Annotated in this window: 19 protein-coding genes and 1 other RNA gene; 7 read left to right on the top strand and 13 right to left on the bottom strand. The window is 44.7% G+C overall.

What is annotated here, in order from left to right; all coding sequences use genetic code 11:
- The 5 genes from OCU38_RS01930 to rsmI all read right to left on the bottom strand — a co-directional run bounded on the left by OCU38_RS01930 (position 1) and on the right by rsmI (position 4594).
- Positions 1-1758 carry a penicillin-binding transpeptidase domain-containing protein gene (locus OCU38_RS01930; RefSeq protein WP_261823555.1) on the bottom strand — a complete coding sequence of 586 codons (1758 nt, stop codon included), beginning with the start codon at positions 1756-1758 and terminating at the stop codon, positions 1-3.
- Positions 1758-2072, bottom strand: a complete 315-nt coding sequence (ftsL, locus tag OCU38_RS01925) for a cell division protein FtsL (RefSeq protein WP_261824216.1) — start codon at positions 2070-2072, stop codon at positions 1758-1760. Before ftsL ends, OCU38_RS01930 begins: the two co-directional genes overlap by 1 nt.
- A gap of 17 nt (positions 2073-2089) precedes the next feature.
- Positions 2090-3040, bottom strand: coding sequence for a 16S rRNA (cytosine(1402)-N(4))-methyltransferase RsmH (gene rsmH / locus OCU38_RS01920; RefSeq protein ID WP_261823554.1), 951 nt, complete (start codon positions 3038-3040; stop codon positions 2090-2092).
- A gap of 228 nt (positions 3041-3268) precedes the next feature.
- Positions 3269-3649, bottom strand: an RNA gene (gene rnpB, locus OCU38_RS01915) — RNase P RNA component class A.
- 81 nt (positions 3650-3730) lie between these two features.
- Positions 3731-4594: a 16S rRNA (cytidine(1402)-2'-O)-methyltransferase gene (gene rsmI / locus OCU38_RS01910; protein WP_152821329.1), complete on the bottom strand. Its 864-nt coding sequence runs from the start codon at positions 4592-4594 to the stop codon at positions 3731-3733.
- Positions 4595-4657: 63 nt separating this feature from the next.
- On the opposite strand from rsmI, the gene OCU38_RS01905 reads away from it, so the two are divergent.
- Genes OCU38_RS01905 through OCU38_RS01890 form a run of 4 tightly spaced genes read left to right on the top strand, consistent with a single transcriptional unit; the run spans position 4658 to position 8249 of the window.
- Positions 4658-6484 (top strand): penicillin-binding protein activator, encoded by a 1827-nt coding sequence (locus OCU38_RS01905; RefSeq protein WP_261823553.1) that lies wholly within the window; start codon positions 4658-4660, stop codon positions 6482-6484.
- Positions 6468-6836: a YraN family protein gene (locus OCU38_RS01900; RefSeq protein WP_261823552.1), complete on the top strand. Its 369-nt coding sequence runs from the start codon at positions 6468-6470 to the stop codon at positions 6834-6836. The genes OCU38_RS01905 and OCU38_RS01900 overlap by 17 nt, the downstream gene beginning before the upstream one ends.
- Positions 6837-6838: 2 nt before the next feature.
- Positions 6839-7429 carry a phosphoheptose isomerase gene (locus tag OCU38_RS01895; RefSeq protein WP_023402602.1) on the top strand — a complete coding sequence of 197 codons (591 nt, stop codon included), beginning with the start codon at positions 6839-6841 and terminating at the stop codon, positions 7427-7429.
- Positions 7430-7457: 28 nt separating this feature from the next.
- Positions 7458-8249, top strand: coding sequence for a BON domain-containing protein (locus OCU38_RS01890; RefSeq protein WP_261823551.1), 792 nt, complete (start codon positions 7458-7460; stop codon positions 8247-8249).
- Positions 8250-8333: 84 nt separating this feature from the next.
- On the opposite strand, the gene sspB is transcribed toward OCU38_RS01890, so the two are convergent.
- The 8 genes from sspB to zapE all read right to left on the bottom strand — a co-directional run bounded on the left by sspB (position 8334) and on the right by zapE (position 14693).
- Complete coding sequence (gene sspB / locus OCU38_RS01885; protein WP_261823550.1) at positions 8334-8828, bottom strand: ClpXP protease specificity-enhancing factor; 495 nt, start codon at positions 8826-8828, stop codon at positions 8334-8336.
- Positions 8828-9463, bottom strand: a complete 636-nt coding sequence (gene sspA, locus OCU38_RS01880) for a stringent starvation protein SspA (protein WP_021714369.1) — start codon at positions 9461-9463, stop codon at positions 8828-8830. Before sspA ends, sspB begins: the two co-directional genes overlap by 1 nt.
- An 84-nt stretch (positions 9464-9547) precedes the next feature.
- Positions 9548-10285 (bottom strand): cytochrome c1, encoded by a 738-nt coding sequence (locus tag OCU38_RS01875; RefSeq protein WP_023402599.1) that lies wholly within the window; start codon positions 10283-10285, stop codon positions 9548-9550.
- Positions 10285-11547: a cytochrome b gene (locus OCU38_RS01870; protein ID WP_261823549.1), complete on the bottom strand. Its 1263-nt coding sequence runs from the start codon at positions 11545-11547 to the stop codon at positions 10285-10287. Before OCU38_RS01870 ends, OCU38_RS01875 begins: the two co-directional genes overlap by 1 nt.
- Positions 11547-12137: a ubiquinol-cytochrome c reductase iron-sulfur subunit gene (gene petA, locus OCU38_RS01865; protein ID WP_039969944.1), complete on the bottom strand. Its 591-nt coding sequence runs from the start codon at positions 12135-12137 to the stop codon at positions 11547-11549. The genes OCU38_RS01870 and petA overlap by 1 nt, the downstream gene beginning before the upstream one ends.
- Before the next feature lie 342 nt (positions 12138-12479).
- Positions 12480-12872 carry a 30S ribosomal protein S9 gene (rpsI, locus tag OCU38_RS01860; protein ID WP_017026825.1) on the bottom strand — a complete coding sequence of 131 codons (393 nt, stop codon included), beginning with the start codon at positions 12870-12872 and terminating at the stop codon, positions 12480-12482.
- A gap of 15 nt (positions 12873-12887) precedes the next feature.
- Positions 12888-13316: a 50S ribosomal protein L13 gene (gene rplM, locus OCU38_RS01855; RefSeq protein WP_021714364.1), complete on the bottom strand. Its 429-nt coding sequence runs from the start codon at positions 13314-13316 to the stop codon at positions 12888-12890.
- A 264-nt stretch (positions 13317-13580) separates the two neighbouring features.
- On the bottom strand, positions 13581-14693 hold the full coding sequence (gene zapE / locus OCU38_RS01850; protein WP_261823548.1) for a cell division protein ZapE: 1113 nt from the start codon (positions 14691-14693) through the stop codon (positions 13581-13583).
- A gap of 119 nt (positions 14694-14812) precedes the next feature.
- Between zapE and zapG the strand changes: the two genes are divergently transcribed.
- The 3 genes from zapG (at position 14813) to degS (ending at position 17923) form a co-directional block, all read left to right on the top strand.
- Positions 14813-15247 (top strand): Z-ring associated protein ZapG, encoded by a 435-nt coding sequence (zapG, locus tag OCU38_RS01845; protein WP_261823547.1) that lies wholly within the window; start codon positions 14813-14815, stop codon positions 15245-15247.
- Positions 15248-15363: 116 nt separating this feature from the next.
- Positions 15364-16734, top strand: a complete 1371-nt coding sequence (locus OCU38_RS01840; protein WP_261824215.1) for a DegQ family serine endoprotease — start codon at positions 15364-15366, stop codon at positions 16732-16734.
- Positions 16735-16837: 103 nt separating this feature from the next.
- Positions 16838-17923 carry an outer membrane-stress sensor serine endopeptidase DegS gene (gene degS / locus OCU38_RS01835; RefSeq protein WP_261823546.1) on the top strand — a complete coding sequence of 362 codons (1086 nt, stop codon included), beginning with the start codon at positions 16838-16840 and terminating at the stop codon, positions 17921-17923.
- The last annotated feature ends 52 nt before the right edge of the window (positions 17924-17975 follow it).

The raw sequence follows: 17975 nt of genomic DNA, 5'->3' as shown, positions 1-17975 counted from the left end.
TTAATCCGTGTTCGCATCAGGCGGTACATTCAGAATTTGTAACGCACTTTTTAATACTTCAGAAAATACCGGAGCCGCCACCTCACCACCGTAGTAGGAATCACCTTGTGGATCATTCACTACGACAACCAATGCCAGTCTAGGATTGCTAATTGGCGCAACACCTGCCGTAATAGCAACGTATTCATCACTATAACCACCGGCGTTAGCTTTACGGGAAGTCCCCGTTTTAGCACCCACACGATAACCTGGAACTCTCGCTTTTGTTGCGGTGCCGCCTTTTTGCGTCACCCCTTCTAGCATGTCTAGCACTTTACGTACATTGTCAGGGTCTGCCACTTGCTTAGGCGACGGAAGATCTTTCGCGTCTTTCACTATATGCAGAGGTTTGAAACTGCCGTAGCTTCCCAAAGTCGCGTAAGCATGCGCGAGCTGTAGCGGTGTGATAGATAAGCCATAACCAAAGGCAAAGGTAGCGATTTCAATCTTGGACCAGCGACGACGACTCGGGAATAGCCCTGGAGTTTCACCCACTAGATTAATCCCAGAAACGGAACCAAAACCAACAGATTGATACATTCCTTCTAAAGATTCTATAGGCATATTCAAGGCTAAATGAGTCACACCTATGTTACTGGACTTTTTAAGGATGGTAGCAAGATTCGCTTTACCTACTGGAACACTATCGCGTACACGGTTGCCGCCAACACGCATAATGCCATTGCCCGTATCAATCACAGTATTAAGATCTGCGGTGTGAGTTTCTAACGCGGCCAACACAACAAAAGGTTTTACCGATGAACCCGCTTCTAAGGCATCGGTAATGGCACGATTTCGCATTTTAAACGATTGTAATTGATCGCGGGTATTCGGGTTATATGACGGAGTGTTCACCATGGCTAAAATGCCACCAGTTTTAACATCAACCAGCACTATGCTGCCTGATGTTGCTCTATGATCCGCAACGGCTTGCTTGATAGAACGGTAAGCGATCGCTTGTAAACGCTGATCGATCGTAAGTTGCAAAGAACGACCTTGCTCACTATCGGTCATTGAAATATTTTCAACAACTCGACCGTCTCTATCTTTGCGCACCTTACGTGAACCATCGTGTCCAGAAAGCCATTTATCGTAGCTTTTCTCAACCCCTTCTAAGCCGTGACTATCAATACCGGTCACACCCACCACATGAGCACTCACTTCACCGGTAGGATAATAACGACGAGACTCATCACGCAAGCCCACACCTTTTAGCTTCAGCTGTTTAATGTATTTCGCCATTGCCGGGCTAACTTGACGTTGCAAGTAGATAAATCGACGGTTTTTGTTTTTATCTATCTTGTGAATTAACGCTTCACGATCAAGGTACAATACATCGGCAAGTGCATGCCAACGTTGTACATCTTGCAGTGCATCGCCTTTTTCAAAGATAGTACGAGGATCGGCGTACACCGCTTCCACAGGCACACTGACCGCAATCTGTTCACCATTGCGATCGGAAATAATTCCGCGAGCCGAAGGGAGAGCTTTCACCCTAACAGAACGCATATCACCTTGTTTGATCAGTGAATCCGGTTCTATGACTTGAATGTAGGCAACGCGCAGTAGCAATGCACCTAGTAGCGCTAAAATAAACCCTAGAACCAGTTGATAGCGCCACTTAATAACACGAGTATCAGCAGCGGGTAGCTTCTCAGGTTCAATTTTTGGAATACGCTTTTTGATGGCTTGGGTTGTTTTTTTCTTGATCGATTTCATTACAGTTTAACTATAACTTCCTTGTCGGAGTCTGGGCGTGTCATATCAAGCTCAGAGGTGGCAATTTTTTGAACTCGGCTATGTTCAGAAAGCGCATTTTCTTCAAGAATAAGGTTGCGCCACTCTTCATCAAGTGTCACTCGCTGTTCAAGCGCCTGATCTTTTTGTGAGATAGCGGCACGCGTCATCTGCGTAGTCATCACCACTGCTATTGCGCTAAAAAAGAGAGTAATCAATAACAGCAAAGGCACACGACCGGCGGTAAATAGGTCGCGCACAATGATCTTACCTAGTGGCGGTACGCTAGGCTGAATCGATGTCTCTAATTCGTTCATAGTTTTTCAGCAATCCTTAGCACTGAGCTTCTCGCTCTAATATTAATATCTAGCTCTGAAACTGATGGTTTAATTGCTTTACCGACAGGCTTCATATCCGCACTACCCAGAGCACGGATCTGCTCTTCAGTCATCGGGATACCATGTGGAACTTGCGGTCCACGACTCTCTTTGCGGATAAACTGTTTTACCATTCTATCTTCTAAAGAGTGAAAGCTGATGACAGACAAGCGGCCTTCTGGGGCTAAGATGTTTTTTGCCCCATTTAACGCTGTGGCAATTTCATCAAGCTCGCTATTAATATAGATACGAAATGCTTGGAAAGAACGAGTGGCAGGATGCTTTTTCTCTTTGAAACTTTTTGGCGCTGCTTCGGAGATCAGTTTCGCTAACTGACCAGTACGCAACAAAGGTTCATTTTCTTCGTTGTCACGATACGCAACAATGGCTTTGGCAATACGCCAAGCGTGCTTGTCTTCGCCAAATTCACGAATAACCCAAGTAATATCTTCGATATCCGCTTCCATCAACCATTGTGAAACAGGCACTCCCGAAGTTGGGTCCATACGCATATCCAGTGGGCCATCTTTCATGAAGCTAAAACCACGTTCAGCATCATCAAGTTGTGGTGACGAAACACCTAGGTCTAACAGCACACCATCGACTTGACCCACTAGGTCTCTTTGTTTGGCGTACTCTTCCATGCCAGAAAATGGACCGTGGATAATAGTAAATCGAGGATCATCAATTTTTGCGGCTTCAGCAATGGCTTGCGGATCTCTATCGATACTAAACAATCGACCATTTTCACCCAGTCGAGAGAGTATGTTGCGACTGTGACCACCGCGACCAAAAGTACCATCTATATAGGTGCCATCGGGTTTAATGTTTAAACCATCAATGGATTCTTCTAGCAAGACGGAGACGTGTTTAAAAGCTTCGCTCATTACAAAGGCTCAATTTAATTAAATAACTATGAATTAGTGTACTGAAATAGTCCGGTTTAGTCAGCGTTAGTCAACAAATTCACCAAATTATTAAACAAATCGTGCAATGACTTGCACAAATTTATTGAATAAGAGGTGAGCGCATCTTCTAGCACATGCAACTTCGAGCATTTATCTCTCGTACAAATAAGCAAAAAGCCCCGCCATAATGGCGGGGCTTCTTTTTAAAGGTGGAGCATACCTATAAGCCGGGTTCTGTATCCGCTTGCGCGGTGATAGCCATTCGTCTAGGCCAGCAATCGCTCACTGGCTCAAGCAACCTACCCGCTCCCTTACGCGAGCAACGCAACGTGGGAGCCTATTTGGTCTTGCTTCGGGTGGAGTTTACCTTGCTACGGACTGTTACCAACCGCACGGTGCGCTCTTACCGCACCCTTTCACCCTTACCTGTGCCCGAAGGCCATCGGCGGTTTTCTCTCTGCTGCACTTGTCGTGGGCTTGCGCCCCCCAGGCGTTACCTGGCACCCTGCTCTATGAAGCCCGGACTTTCCTCCCCTCCGTCAGTCTCCCTAAGGACATCAACGAAGCAGCGACTATCTGGTTAGCTCCGGAGCGGATTGTACTGACAAAGATCACAGATGTCTATTCAAATAAAAACGCGGCGCAAACAAAGTGGTTGAGCGATAACGCTTAGTCTAGATGCTCTAGACCCCACTTGTATAAAGCGTTCTTTTTCAGATTGTAGATTTCAGCAGTTAAGGCGGCGGCTTTTTTAAGCGGCAGCTCTTTGGTCAGAATAGCCAAAGTACGACGCGCTTCATCTGGCAACTCATCATTGCTATCTTCACGATGACCGTGAACTAAAATCACCATTTCGCCACGAATGCGATTCGCATCTTCTTCAAGCCATGGGATCAGTTCACCTAACGGCAGTCCTTGAATGGTTTCAAAGGTTTTAGTCAGCTCTCTTGCCAATACCACCTGACGCTCTGCGCCAAGTACATCTAGCATATCTGCCAATGAATCCATGATGCGATGTGGCGACTCATAAAAAATACAGGTACGTTCTACTTTCGCTAGCTCTAAAAAGCGATCTTTACGCCCTTTGCTCTTCGGTGGCAAAAAGCCTTCAAAACTAAAACGATCAGACGGCAAGCCCGATGCACTCAAAGCAGTAATTACCGCACAAGCGCCCGGCAGCGGCACAACTTGTACGCCTGCTTTACGGCACTGATTAACCAAATGATAGCCAGGATCGCTAATTAATGGGGTTCCAGCATCAGAAACTAAGGCTATAGACTGCCCTTCTAATAGTTTTTCAACCAATACTTGCGCTTTTTGTTGTTCATTATGATCATGCAAGGCAAAAGTACGTGTGCCGATATTAAGATGAGAAAGTAATCGCCCCGTATGACGTGTATCCTCAGCTGCAATAAGGTCTACACTGCTTAAAACTTCGACGGCACGTTGAGTAATATCAGCCAAATTTCCTATTGGAGTGGGGACGATATAGAGAATTGCAGGCGAAGAATTAAAAGAATTGTTATCTGTCATTTGTTTACCGTCACTTGAGGGATTAATATAGAAGTAATTAATCCACAATAATTTAAAGAACTCATGGCGCAAAAAAATCGATCTGGATACAGTGTATCACGCATTCTTACTCCCATTGCATTGTCTGTGCTTCTTGCAGCTTGTTCGAGCCCACCCTCTGATCCAGAAGTTGCGCAACAATCCAATATCCTTAATCAACCGACTCAAACCTCTGAGTACTACCTGATCAAAGCGGATAGCTCTGATGGCTCAGAGCAAATAGATTGGCTTATCTTGTCTTTAAAAGCCTCGGTATCTGAAAATAATACCGGTTTAGCAAACCGAATCATCCAGCGTTTGGCTCAACAAAACATGAGTGAGACCCAACAAGCTGAATGGCAATTAGCGCGAGCTCAATTACTGCTAAACAACAATCAACCGACCGATGCTATCAAACAATTGAACTTCCGCAATGAGTGGCGTCTAGATAAATCTCAGTGGCAACACTACTACAAACTTCGTTCTGATATCTACCAAGCTTTATATCAACCTTTAAATGCAGCACGAGAGCAAGTGATGCTTGCTGATTTTCTGACAGAAGATCAACAGCAACAAAACGTAGACCAAATTTGGGCATTAATGAACAGCGTCAGTGCTGATGAACTAAAAGCCATGCCTATTGCTGAAACTGAGCCTGAACTACTCGGTTGGCGTGAACTGGCCATGTTTAATCAAACATTTAGCCATAACCTGCCAAAACTACAAAAATCATTCCAAGATTGGATTGATAGCAATGTTCACCACCCAGCGGCTTTATACACCCCACAAGAAATTAAAGACATTCTGGCCCTAGAAATTATCCAGCCAAACAAAACGGCGTTAATTCTTCCTCTTAGCGGTAAATTTGCTAAGCAAGCAAGTGTTATCAGAGATGGTTTTGTATTTGCGATGATGCACGATAAAGATCGTCTTCCTGAGGCCGAATATGTGGTCATCGACAGTAATAAAAACAATACCACGCAAATCCAACAACAACTTGAAGCACAAGAGGTCGATTTCATTGTTGGACCGCTAATGCGTAACACCATTGAAGATCTGCAAGAAGCGCAACAAAATAGCTCTAGCCCTATCCCTATGCTGGCATTGAATTTCCCTAAAGACATTCTAGAAGGCACTGATTTCTGTTACATCACTCTTTCACCAGAGCAAGAAGCAGAAGAAGCGGCCAGACACCTAGCAGAGACTGGCGCTAAATACCCGCTTCTGATTGCACCAAGCGGTAGCTATGGTCGACGCATGGCAGATGCATTTAAAGCTGAGTGGAGCAAAAATAACGACACTAAGAGTGCCGTCTCTTACTTCAGTTCTAAAAATCAGCTACAACGCGCCGTAAACAGCGTATTTGGTCTGCAAGCCAGCCAACGACGTATTGCACAAATGAACAACCTAATGCACACAGAGATGGAATCGGAAGAGCGTTCACGCCGAGATATCGATGCTGTGTATATCGTGGCAGGTGATTCTGAACTGAACTTGATTAAACCATTTATCAATGTGGCCATTAACCCAGAAGCTACGCCGCCAAAACTGTATGCCAACTCACTCAGTAACACTGGCGTGAAACGTGCTTCGCAGAACTTATCTGGCGTTATTTACAGTGACATTCCGATGCTGACTGAGCCAAACGAAGAACTGAACGCACAAATGCAAAGCATTTGGAGCAAATCAAACAACCAACAAAAAAGGCTACACGCATTGGGTATGGACGCTTATAGTCTGATCAATGCTCTGCCAAACATGAAGGTAAGTCCAAGTCATTCAATCAAAGGCCAAACTGGTGTCCTTAGCATTGATGACCGTTGTGTTGTGCAACGCCAGCTCAGCTGGGCAGAATATGAGTCTGCTCAATAAGCTGGCTATAGGACATAAATATGAGGCCAAAGCACAGCGATACCTCGCGAAGCAAGGCCTCAAATTTATTGAGAAAAATTTCCACGCTAAATGTGGTGAAATAGACCTCATCATGCAAGACAAACAAGAGTTTGTGTTTGTTGAGGTCAAATACCGAAAGCAACAATATTATGGAAGCGGCGTTGATGCAGTTTCTCATTCTAAGCAGTCAAAACTAAAGAAAACTGCTATGTTGTGGCTGATAAAAAATAACTTATCTCCCAGTGATACTTACTTTCGATTTGATGTCATCTCTTTAAGTAGCGCTCCTGAGAAAGTTGAATGGATACAAAACGCAATTGTTGAAGGATAAAAATGCACGAGAGCATAAAAGCGAGCTTTACTGAAAGCATACAAATTCAAATCGCCGCTGCAGAAGAACTGCCCGATGCTATTACCCATGCAGCGCAAGCTATGGTAAGCACCTTATTAAATGGTAAAAAGATTCTGTGTTGCGGTAATGGCGGCTCAAGCGCTAACTCACAACAGTTTGCTGCCAGCTTATTAAACCGATTTGAAACCGAAAGACCGAGCCTACCCGCGATGACGTTGGGGGCAGATATGACCACCTTAACCGCGATTGCCAACGACTATCACTACCAAGAAGTGTTTTCAAAGCAAGTTCGAGCTATCGGTCAGCAAGGTGATATTTTGCTTGCCCTTTCCACCAGCGGTAACAGCAAAAACATCATCAAAGCTATGGAAGCGGCAGTAACAAGAGACATGACCATCATTGCCCTTACTGGTAAAGATGGCGGTGAAATGGCAGGTCTACTTGGCGAACACGACGTAGAAATCCGTATCCCTTCCAATAGAACGGCGCGCATCCATGAAATGCATATGCTGACATTGCACTGTCTATGTGACCTTATCGATCAAGTATTATTCCCTGAGCACGTTGAGTAATATTTTATACCAGTGAGGATCTCCATCCATGTTGTACACTCGGAAACTCTTTTTATACATCATCACTTTGATGGCATGTTTGATGACGGCTGGCTGCTCAAACATGCTGGTCAGCGACGCCTCTGTTGTCACTGACAATCGTTCCGCTCGTGAAGTGTGGGATGATAACAACATTGAATTTGAAGCGGCCGCTCTGGGCAACAAGGCCCCATTTGCGGGCAAGGTTCGTGTGGCGGCAAACTCTTTTAGAGGCAAAGTCGTTTTGATAGGACAAGCCCCTACCGAAGAACTGCATCAACAAATTGGCAAGCGCGTTGCTGATATACCTGGCGTTAAGAAGGTGTATAACCAACTGCGAGTTCAACCGACGATCAATTTATCGCAGATGAGCCAAGATAGCTGGATCACGACTAAGGTAAAATCGGCACTACTCAGTGAAGGTAAGCTGAGAGGCATCTCGATTAAGGTTGTGACAGAAAACCGTGAAGTGTTTTTATTTGGCTATGTTGACCCGCAAAGTGCTGATATCGCCACCGAAACTGCGCGCAATGTGAGCGGTGTAAAATTGGTTATTCGCGGCTTCGAAATCGCCGATGTGGCGACCACGACTAATGATGTGAAAAATGCACCAACTAGTGTCGCTGCGCCAACGACTGAAGCTAGTTCTCAAGATACTGCGGTTCAAGTGAATGAAACTCAAGGGAATGAGGCTCAAGCAAGCACCCAAGATAACGTCATAGCAGAAGATGATGCAGTAATGGGCGGTGATGTGATCATTGATCGTACGGATGACATCGTTGAAGAACCTGTAGCAGAGTAAAGCGGGACAGACAAAAAACAAAAGGAGCCAAACGGCTCCTTTTTATCATTCATGATGAGTCAATCATCAACAGCTAGCGATAGTCTATTTAACCACACGCAAGCTTGGACGCCCTTTTGGTCTAGGCGGTTCGTCATCAGGCTCTGGTGATGTCTCATCATCAGCGACTACTTCTGCTGAGTCTTCTACTACAGAAAACGAATCAGCAGGTGCTAGATGAGTCTCTTCAGCCTCAATATTGCTATTTTCGTAAGCTTCTTCAGGTTCAAACATAGTCCCTGCGCCATTCTCACGAGCATAAATAGCTTGTACTGCATAAATCGGAACGATAACTGAATGCGGACGGCCACCGAAACGGGCATGAAACGTTAATGCTTCATTACCAATCTCTAAGTTACCTACCGCACGAGGAGCTACATTTAAGATAATTTGACCATCTTGAATGTACTCTTCAGGAACACGAACACCCGGCATATTGGCGTCAACCACCAAATGTGGAGTGAGATCGTTTTCTGCCAACCAATCATAAAATGCACGAAGCAAATAAGGTCGGCGTGGAGTCATTGTTGAAATATCCATTAACGAACTAGACGCATCTCACGTTCAGCTTCAGTAAGAGAAGCTAGGAATGAATCACGTTCAAATACGCGGTTCATGTAGATCTTAAGCTCTTTTGAACCAGGACCTGTTAGCTCGATACCAAATGTCGGTAGACGCCACAATAGTGGAGCAAGGTAACAATCGATCAAGCTAAAGTCTTCACTCATGAAGTACTCGCTTTCAGCAAATAGAGGACCCAGCATTAGCAGATCGTTGCGCAGTTTTTGACGAGCTTTTTCTTGTTCTTCACCTGTAGTAGAGATAATTTTCTCTGCTACGCTGTACCAGTTACGCTGAATACGGTACATCATCAGACGATTTTTACCGCGATCAACTGGGTAAACTGGCATCAAAGGTGGATGAGGAAAACGCTCATCTAGATATTCCATAATAATCTTTGAATCATAAAGAGTCAGTTCACGATCCACTAGAGTCGGAACAGATTTATATGGGTTCAATTCTACAAGTTCAGCAGGTAAATTCGCTTCGTCGACTAGCTCAACTTCAACAGCTACGCCTTTCTCAGCCAAAACGATACGTACCTGATGGCTAGCCATATCAGTAGCACTTGAGAATAGAGTCATCACAGAACGTTTATTGGCAGCTACAGCCATGAGCCCTCCGGTATTGTAAATTTAAATATAAGAATGGAGGCAACATGCCTCCATTTCAGAAATCAGCGTTACATCGTATCACAATTAGTGAATATCACGCCAATATTCTTTATATAGTAGGTAGCCAACAGCGGTGAAAATTGTTAAGAACAGTAATACCCAGATACCTAAGTTTTCACGTTCAACTTGTACAGGGTCACCCGCATACTCAAGGAAGTTCACTAAGTCACGAACCGTATCATCGTATTCGCTCTGGCTTAGTTCTCCCGTTGCGTCCGCTTTCACACCCACAACCACTTGCTGCTCTTGACCATCAATCATATGCGTTTCAAAAACAGGTTGCGGCACGCCTTGCAACTCTTGTAGAACATGAGGCATACCCACGCTCGGGAAAATCACATTGTTTACGCCAAATGGACGACTTGGATCTTCATAAAATGAACGTAAGTAGGTGTACAACCAATCCACGCCGCGAACGCGCGCCGTTAGCGTCAAATCTGGTGGCGCTACGCCAAACCATTTTGCAGCATCTTCGGCGGGCATGTTGTTGACCATTAAGTCCCCGACAACCGCTTCAGAATCGAACATCAGGTTTTCACGCATCAGATCAATTGGAATATCCAGATCGGTCGCGACACGCTCATAACGTTGATACTGCGTTGAGTGACAGGCAAAACAGTAGTTCATATACGTCTGAGCACCGCGCTGCAAAGACTCTTTGTCTCGAATATCATTGTTTGCTTTATCGAGAGCAAAGTTTCCGCCTGCTGCGAATCCAAGAGCCGGCACTAGCGCAAATAATAATATGAATAACTTTTTCATTATTTGGTGATCCTTGTCGGTAGCGTCTTAGTCTTTTCATTCTTGCTGTAGATAAACAACACCACGAAGAACATGAAGTAACCCAGACTGAACAAACGAGATAGATTCGTATACAACTCTGTCGCTGGTAGCGTACCCAGCACACCAAGACCGATAAATGAGATCGTAAACTGGATCAAGTTGATCAAATGCACGCGGCTTCTGTAGCGGAATGAACGCACATTACAACGGTCAATCCAAGGCAACAAGAACAGCACTACAATTGAACCACCAAAGAAGACAAAACCGATTAACTTGTCAGGAATTGCACGCAAAATGGCGTAGTTTGGAGAGAAATACCAAACTGGAGCAATATGTTCCGGCGTTTTAAGTGGGTTCGCAACTTCAAAGTTAGGCGGCTCAAGGAAGAAACCTCCCATCGCTGGTGCGTAGAACAAGACATAGCTAAAGAACAGCAAGAACACGCCCACATAGAATAGATCTTTCACCGTTCCGTACGGGTGGAATGGCATTGAATCTATGATGTCGTATTTCTTGGTGTAGTCTTCGTGGAATTTAAATTCTGACTCGTAATCATCACCCATAGTGCCTTTTGGCAACTTGGTATCAATACCATCAGGGTTGTTTGAGCCCACTTCGTGCAACGCCAAAATATGCAGTGCTACTAGCAGTAGCAACACGATAGGTAGCGCAATAACGTGCAGAGCAAAGAAGCGGTTTAACGTTGCGCCAGAGATAACATAATCACCTCGAATCCACAGCGTTAGATCATCACCAATCACAGGAATCGCGCCAAATAAGCCAATGATTACCTGAGCACCCCAGTATGACATTTGTCCCCAAGGCAGCATGTAACCCATGAAGGCTTCAGCCATCAGCACCACAAACAACAACATGCCAAATAGCCAAACTAGCTCACGCGGCTTTTGGTATGAGCCATAAATTAGGCCACGGTACATGTGCAAATACACAACGATAAAGAAGAAAGATGCGCCAGTTGAGTGCATATAACGAAGCAACCAACCATATTCAACATCACGCATGATGTATTCAACAGAAGCAAACGCGCCTTCTGCTGACGGCACGTAGTTCATGGTAAGCCAAATGCCAGTCACAATCTGGTTAACCAGCACCAACATCGCCAAAGCACCAAAGATGTACCAAAAGTTTGAGTTCTTTGGCTGAGGGTACTCTGACATGTGTTTACGATAGGTATTCATAGCTGGAATGCGTTTTTCAACCCAGCTTAATAAAGCCTCCATTATGCCTCTCCTTCGTCTTCGCCGATTATTATTAGGTTGTCATCCATATACATATGTGGCGGCACTGCTAGGTTGTAAGGCGCAGGTACACCTTGGAAAACACGTCCTGCCATATCAAATTTTGAACCGTGACATGGGCAGAAGAAACCTGATTTAACACCGCTGACTTGCTCGCTAAAGGTATTTGGAAGATAAGTCGGTGAGCACCCTAAGTGCGTACACAAACCTACAGCAATAAAGATTTCAGGCTTCAAAGAACGGTAAATATTTTGTGCGTAAGAAGGTTGTTGTTCCTCAACTGAATCAGGGTCACGAAGCTGTTCGGTAAGTTGATCAAGTTCGTCTAATGTAGCCTGTCCACGCTTTACAACCCAAACCGGTTGTCCACGCCAGATGACTCGGGCCATTTGCCCTTCTTCTAATTTACTGATATCGAATTCAACCGGAGCGCCAGCTGATTTAGCTCTAGCACTTGGATTCCAGGATTTGATAAAGGGTACAGCGACAGCTGCGGCTCCTAATCCACCTACCACGGCCGTGGTGGCGGTTAGAAACTTGCGACGTCCATTATTTAGTGGCGCATTGCTCATCCAACATTCTCCCATTTGCTCCTTTGGATAGAATTACCCCTGCAACAGAGCACGGCTTTAAAAAGTAAAACTTTGATTCTATTTTTGTGGAGGAAATGATAAAGAAAACACTACTTTAAGACAAGATAAAGCTACTTTTTTACAACATCTCTGAAGCAAATCAGAGCATAGGTCACAAAAGAGGTAAAGTTGAAACATCTTGTTAGCGGGATACGAAGGTGATGCTGAACGGAATGGAATTTTTGCGGGGCTAAAAAAACAAAAAGCCCGGTATAATACCGAGCTTTTTTGACACAATTCCAACTCGAAAGTTGGAGCATTGCCCTTTCTGTAAAAGAAAGATTAACGCTTCGAGAACTGTGGTTTACGACGTGCTTTACGTAGACCAACTTTCTTACGTTCAACTTGACGTGCGTCACGTGTAACGTATCCAGCAGCGCGTAGAGCAGGACGTAGAGTTTCATCGTATTCCATAAGAGCACGAGTAATGCCGTGACGGATAGCGCCAGCTTGACCAGAAATACCACCACCAGAAACAGTGATGTAAAGGTCTAGCTTGTCTAACATTTCAACTAGCTCAAGTGGTTGACGAACAACCATACGAGAAGTTTCACGACCAAAGTAAACATCAAGGCTACGCTTGTTGATTACGATGTTACCAGCACCCGGTTTGATGAAAACACGAGCAGCTGAGCTTTTGCGGCGACCAGTGCCGTAGTATTGATTCTCTGCCATTTCCATATTCCCCGATTAGATGTCTAGTACTTGTGGTTGTTGAGCAGCATGGTTGTGCTCAGCGCCAGCGTATACTTTTAGCTTACGGTACATTGCGCGGCCTAGAGGACCACGTGGTAACATACCTTTAACAGCTAGTTCGATAACCATTTCTGGTTTCTTATCGATCAACTTTTCAAAAGTGATAGATTTTAGACCACCTGGGAATTCAGAGTGACGGTAATACACTTTACCTTTAGCCTTGTTACCAGTTACGGCAACTTTCTCAGCGTTAACAACGATGATGTAATCACCAGTGTCACAATGAGGAGTGTATTCAGCTTTGTGCTTACCGCGTAGGCGAGAAGCGATTTCACTTGCAAGACGACCTAGAGTTTTACCTTCAGCGTCTACAACATACCAGTCACGTTTTACTGTTTCTGGTTTAGCAACGAATGTTTTCATGCTAATAATAACCCGTTAATTTGAAATTAAACTAATAAGGAGCGGTTGCTCCCACTGTCTAAGAGCCCAGTCATCACCCCTTCGAGTGGTGGCACTCTTTGGCAAATTTTTAATAATAAAAATCACCAGCAGTAACGGTGGGTCGCAGGATTATACCGAAGCCGCGCAAAAACGCAATCCTATTCGACATGTTTTTGAGTGTTTTTTCACCGGCAATGCCCTGATACAGGCGTATCACGAGCATGCAAGCTACAGGGAATAAACTTAAGCTAAATGCTCTTGTGATAGGTAATCATTACTTTGCATTTCTGTCAGGCGAGATTGACAACGCTGAAATTCAAATTCTAATCGTCCTCCTGCGTACAGCTCAGTTAAAGCCACTGCTGCGGTAATAATAAGGCAGACTTTTCTCTCATAAAACTCATCCACCAAGGCGATAAACCGTCTGGCCGCATCATCATTGGCACCACTCATCTGTGGCACATCAGATAACAGCACAGTGTGATACTCATGGGACAGCTCAATATAGTCATTTTGGCTTCGAGCGGTTTGACACAACTGAGTAAAGCTTGCCATCAGCACACCATTATGAGCATTTATTACATCTAACTGTCTATGATTCACTTCAATGCATTGCACCGTTTCTGCGCCTTCGGCTGTGGCCGTGCTTAATGATTCAAAGTAACGGTTTAGATTTTGCTTAGCCGCAGCGTCACAAGGATAGTGATAAAGCTCTGCTTGTTGCAGGGTTCGCATCCTAAAGTCATTGTCACTATCAAGCTCAAACACTTGGCAATGCCTTTCTATCAACTCAATGGCAGGTAAAAAACGAGCTCGTTGCAAGCCATTGCGATACAACAGATGCGGCGGAATATTCGAAGTGGCTACTAAAATGATATTGCGTGCAAACAGCGCCTGAAACAAAGTGCCAAGCAACATGGCATCGGTAATATCCGACACAAAAAACTCATCAAAGCAAATGACATCCGCTTCGCTCTTAAATTTATCAGCCACTAACTCCAATGGGTCTGCTTGTTGCTCTAACAGTTTAAGTTCATCGTGTACCCGATGCATGAAGCGATGAAAGTGCATGCGCATCTTGCGCTGACTGGGATATAAGTCGTAAAAACTGTCCATAAGGTAGGTTTTACCTCGCCCCACCCCACCCCATATATAGAGACCTTTCGGTGAAATCACAGGCTCGGCCTTATTAAACCAACTGCGCCAGCCTTTTACTGGGGGATTATTTGCTGTTTGGGTAAATTCAGTCAGGCGCACGTATAAGTCATTAAATTCTTGTACAGCCCTATGCTGCTTGGGGTCAAACTGAAATCCATGATGCTTGATATCATGCTGATATTTTTCTAAAGGCGTCATTTTGGGTGATGAACTTAATTAGATTCTTTATTGGATAAGGTTCTCATAGTAACATGAGGTATGTTTCGGTGTAAGAACACAGTAACTAGATTGTTAACAGATTAACAAAAGGAAATACTATGCCTTGGATTTATGCGATCATCAGTCTATTCGTTGGGATCATCATTGGAGTGATTATCTCTCGTATCACTACGCCTCAATACAAAAAACAAAAAGAGCTACAAAAAGCACTTGAGACTTCAAAGTTTGCACTAGAGCAACAACGACAAGACATCAACGATCATTTCTCTGAGTCCGCTCAGCTACTTGAGAATATTGGTAAAGAGTATCGTAAGTTGTACGAACACATGGCAAATACATCAAATGATTTGCTACCTAACCTGCCAACTCAAGACAACCCTTTTGCAAAACACATTGAAGCAAAAGATAAAAAAGAAGATGACAGCACATCGACTAATGTACCGCCAAAAGACTATGCCAACGGTGCAACGGGTATGTTAAAAGATGAAAAGAAAGAAATTCTAGATGCTCCTGAAGCAATTAGAGCCTCTTAATTAAGCTTTTGCAAAAGGCTTAAGCTTATATGGAATTTCTAGAGATCACTCTAGATATGGAACTTGCTCGATTTTTTTATGTCTCAAACTTCAGTATCAACTAAACGGAGTTAATGATGAAAAGACCTTTGCTTGCTTTATCTGTTGTAGCCTTAAGCTTAAGCTCAATCATCACACCACTGCACGCCAGTGCAGCTCTACCTTTAAAGGTAGATAATCATGAATTACCTAGTCTTGCACCTATGCTTGAGCAGGTCTCTCCTGCTGTTGTAAGTATTGCAGTAGAAGGCACTCAAGTCTCTAAACAGCAGATCCCTGATAGTTTTCGCTTCTTTTTTGGCGACCAACTTCCCGCCGAACAAGCTCAAGAGCGCCCATTTAGAGGGCTTGGCTCAGGGGTAATCATCGACGCTGATAAAGGACGTATTGTCACTAACTATCACGTCATCAATGGCGCCGACACCATTAAAGTGCAGCTTACCGACGGCCGTGAATATGACGCTGAGCTTATCGGCGGCGACAAAATGTCAGACATTGCGCTGTTAAAGCTCACCAAAAAAGTGAAGGGCTTGTCACAAGTCACCTTTGCAGACTCTGACACCCTGCGAGTTGGTGACTTTACCGTTGCCATAGGGAATCCATTTGGTTTAGGTCAAACCGTCACATCGGGCATTGTATCCGCTCTAGGACGCAGTGGACTAAACCTAGATAACCTTGAAAACTTCATCCAAACAGATGCCGCTATTAACAGCGGTAACTCAGGTGGCGCACTAGTGAACCTAAACGGTGAGCTCATTGGTATTAACACTGCCATTTTAGGTCCAAATGGGGGCAATATCGGTATTGGTTTTGCCATTCCATCCAATATGATTCGCAACCTTACCGATCAAATCATTGAATTTGGTGAGGTGAAACGAGGTATGCTTGGCGTGCAAGGTGGAGAAATCACTACCGAGCTTGCAGAAGCTCTTGGTTACGAGTCAAATCACGGCGCATTCGTCAATCAAGTGATGCCGGACAGTGCAGCGGATAAAGCCGGCCTACAAGCAGGCGATGTGATTGTCAGTGTCAACGGTAAACGCATTGATACTTTTAGTGAGTTGCGCGCAAAAGTAGCCACCTTAGGCGCAGGTAAAAAAGTGACTCTTGGGGTTATTCGCGATGGCGACACTAAGAAATTTGATGTTACTTTAGGTGAGTCTCCGACGCAGCAGACCAAAGCTGAACAGCTCCATGCTGGACTAAAAGGCGCAGCTTTAACCAATACCACTAAAGCCGATGCCTACCAAGGCGTTAAAGTGACTTCGGTTGCCGAAAACTCGCCCGCCGCCTCTTATCAAATAGAGCAAGGCGATATCATTATTGGAGTCAACCGCAAGCCTGTGGCTAACCTTGGCGAGTTCCGAGCCATTGCTGAAAAACAGGAAGGTATCCTTGCGCTGCATATCCAACGTGGCAACAGAAAAGTAGTGGTGGTAGTTCGTTAGAACAAGCCATTGATATCATTAGGGAAGCCCAACCGGCTTCCCTTTTCATTCGCTAAAATTGAGTGTTATGCTTTGTGCTAACACATCATTTATTGGGACTGTCATGCTGAGATTCTTATTGCGCTCTGTTTTACTTGGGTTGTTCGCCGCAGCTTTAGTTATTGCTGTGGTTCCTAACCTGCGTAGTATTGTCATTCCCGCTTCCGCCCAGCAAAAAAGTGATGACTCCCCTAGCCCGATGTCTTTCAATACCGCAGTAAGACGCGCGGCACCTGCTGTTGTCAATATCTACAGTCGTCAATACTCAGAAGAAGATCGCAGCAAGCTAAAAACACAAGGTTTAGGTTCTGGAGTGATCGTCAGCGATAAAGGCTACATCATTACCAATTACCATGTAGTCGCAAGCGCCGATCAAGTCATTGTGGCACTACAAGATGGCCGCGTAGCCAGTGCGCAATTAATTGGGCAAGATCGCCGCACTGATATTGCGGTACTGCAAATATCGATGCCTGATCTACCGGTTATTCCACTCAACCCTAACTATTCAGCAAAAGTGGGTGATGTCGTATTAGCCATTGGCAACCCATATAACCTAGGGCAAACCACCACTTTTGGGATTATCTCGGCAACCGGGCGTTCTTCCATCAGTAATGATGGACGTCAGGCCTTTATTCAAACTGACGCCGCTATCAATGAAGGTAACTCAGGGGGAGCTTTAGTTAACTCTAAAGGAGAGCTTGTTGGTATTAATACCGCCTCTTTTCAACAAGCAACAGATTTAGAAACCTACGGTATTTCGTTTGCCATTCCACAGAAACTTGTGTGGAAGATCATGAACAAGATCATTGCCGATGGGCGAGTCATTCGCGGCTATATCGGTGTCGATGGGCAAGACATTAGCTCGATGACCAATCGTCTGTTGGCTGGTAACTATAATGGCGGCATCATTGTGTTGGGTGTTGAGCCTGGCGGCCCAGCTGATGTTGGCGGGATCAAACCACAGGATATCATAGTTAAAATTGGCGATATGGTGGCTGATAATCGTCAAAACGTGATGGATGCCATCACCGATGCTCGTCCGGGTTCTAGTGTGAACATTATGATCGTAAGAGACGGCAAACAGAAACAACTGACGATTAAGATTGGGGAAGATAATCGACACTTAAGCCACAATCAGGGCTCTCGCTAACAATATCCCTAGCACACAATGATTCATACATAATAAAACGGCCTGCAAATAA

The sequence above is a fragment of the Vibrio neonatus genome (assembly GCF_024346975.1).
GTDB lineage: Bacteria > Pseudomonadota > Gammaproteobacteria > Enterobacterales > Vibrionaceae > Vibrio > Vibrio neonatus.
This window is presented reverse-complemented; position numbering and strand designations above follow the sequence as displayed.